The sequence below is a fragment of the Streptomyces recifensis genome, from assembly GCF_002154615.1.
GTDB classification, from domain to species: Bacteria; Actinomycetota; Actinomycetes; order Streptomycetales; family Streptomycetaceae; genus Streptomyces; species Streptomyces griseoluteus.
The window spans coordinates 1-1764 of the sequence record NZ_MUNH01000016.1; the positions used below are offsets into that span (position 1 = coordinate 1).

The following is a 1764-nucleotide window of genomic DNA, read 5'->3' on the forward strand; positions in this document are numbered from 1 at the left end:
GCTGGTCTCCGACGCGGGTCGGGTATGCCGGGACCCGCGTCGGAGACCAGCACGATCACCGCGTCCTCGGCGTGGTGGACGTCGACCGCGAAGGCGGTGCCCTCGGCGGTGTGCCGGAAGACGTTGCCCAGCAGGGCGTCCAGGGCGGCGGCCAGGTCAGCCCGGGCCACCGGGACCCGTACCGGCCGCTCGGCGCCGGCCACCCGCCACTTGCGGCCCTCGTCCTCGGCGAGCGCGGACCAGAACTCCATCCGCCCGCGCACCACTTCGGCCACGTCACACCCCGTGCCCGGCCCCACGGCCGCCGTCTGCGGCTTGGCCTCGCGGGCGGTACGGATGATCGTGTCGACCTCGCCCTCCAGTTGGGCCACGGCGGCGCGGGTCTGGTCGGCGGCGGCACCGGCGCCCAGCGAGGCGGCGTTCAGCCGGAGCACGGTGAGCGGGGTGCGCAGCCGGTGCGAGAGGTCAGCGGCCAGTTCCCGCTCGTTGGCGAGGAGCTGGACCACTTGATCGGCCATGGAGTTGAACGCGACGGCGGCGAGCCGCAGTTCGGTCGGCCCCTCCTCGGGCACCCGTGCCCCGAGCTGCCCCTCACCCAGTTCGTGCGCGCCCTCCACCAGCCGCCGGGCGGGGCGCACCATGCGCACCCCGAGCCGGTCGGCGACCGCGACCGAACCGGCGATGAGCGCGAGGCCCACGGCGGCGAGCACCGCCCAGGCCGTGCCGACCCCGTTGCTCATCGCGGCCTCGGGCACCCACACCTCGACCACCGCGATGGCACCGGAGCCGAGCGCGACCGGCTGGAGCAGGGCGGAGCCCCCGGTGACCTCGGTGGTGGAGGCGCGGCCCATCCGGCGCACCGCCTCGATGTCCCTCTCCGCGGCCCTCCCCCGGCCCAGGTCGAGCGCGCCCCGGTCGCCGTCGGCGGGCAGGTGCACGGACATCCCGGAGTCGGCCCCGGCCGCGGCCACCACCCGCTCCAGCTCGTCCCGGTCGGTGGTGATGGAGAGGGCGGGCGCCACGGCGGCGGCCTCGCGCTCGGCGCCGGCGAAGGCGCGGTCGCGGGCCATCTCCTTGACGACCAGGCCGAGCGGGACGGCGAAGGCGACGACGACCATGGTGGTCACCGCCAGGCAGACCTTGACCAGGGCCCATCTCATCGGAGCTCCCCCAGGGCGGGCGGCTCCAGCTTGACCCCGACCCCGCGCAGGGTGTGCAGATAGCGGGGCCGGGCCGCCGTCTCGCCCAGCTTGCGCCGGAGCCAGGACAGATGGACGTCGATGGTCTGGTCGTCCCCGTAGGACTGCTGCCAGACCTCGGCGAGCAGTTCCTTGCGCGGGACGACCACGCCGGGGCGGCCGGCGAGGAAGGCGAGCAGGTCGAACTCGCGCCGCGTCAGGTCGAGTCGGGCGCCGTCCAGCTCGGCCTGGCGGCGCAGCGGGTCGACGGTGAGGCCGCCGACCCGGATCACCGGCGAGGGCGGTGGCTCGGCGGCGCCGGAGCGGGAGCGGCGCAGTACGGCGGCGATGCGGGCGGAGAGGTGCTCGACCGAGAAGGGCTTGGTCAGGTAGTCGTCCGCCCCGGCGTTGAGCAGCCGGACGATCTCCGTCTCGTCGTCCCGCGCGGTGGCGATGATGACGGGGACGTCGGTGATGCCGCGCAGCATCTTCAGCGCCTCGGAGCCGTCCAGGTCGGGCAGGCCGAGGTCGAGTATGACCACGTCGAACCGGAGATGGGCGACCTCGCGCAGCGCCTCCAGCGCGG

At 75.3% G+C, this 1764-nt stretch carries 2 protein-coding genes; both read right to left on the minus strand.

Going from position 1 to position 1764, the window contains the following annotated elements; all coding sequences use genetic code 11:
- Nucleotides 1-1160, minus strand: a 1160-nt coding sequence (locus CCN33_RS01065; protein WP_107483881.1) for a HAMP domain-containing protein, incomplete at its 3' end; no start/stop codon positions are given.
- A partial coding sequence (locus tag CCN33_RS01070) for a response regulator transcription factor (protein ID WP_086690100.1) occupies nt 1157-1764 on the minus strand: 608 nt, incomplete at its 5' end. The genes CCN33_RS01065 and CCN33_RS01070, both read right to left, overlap by 4 nt.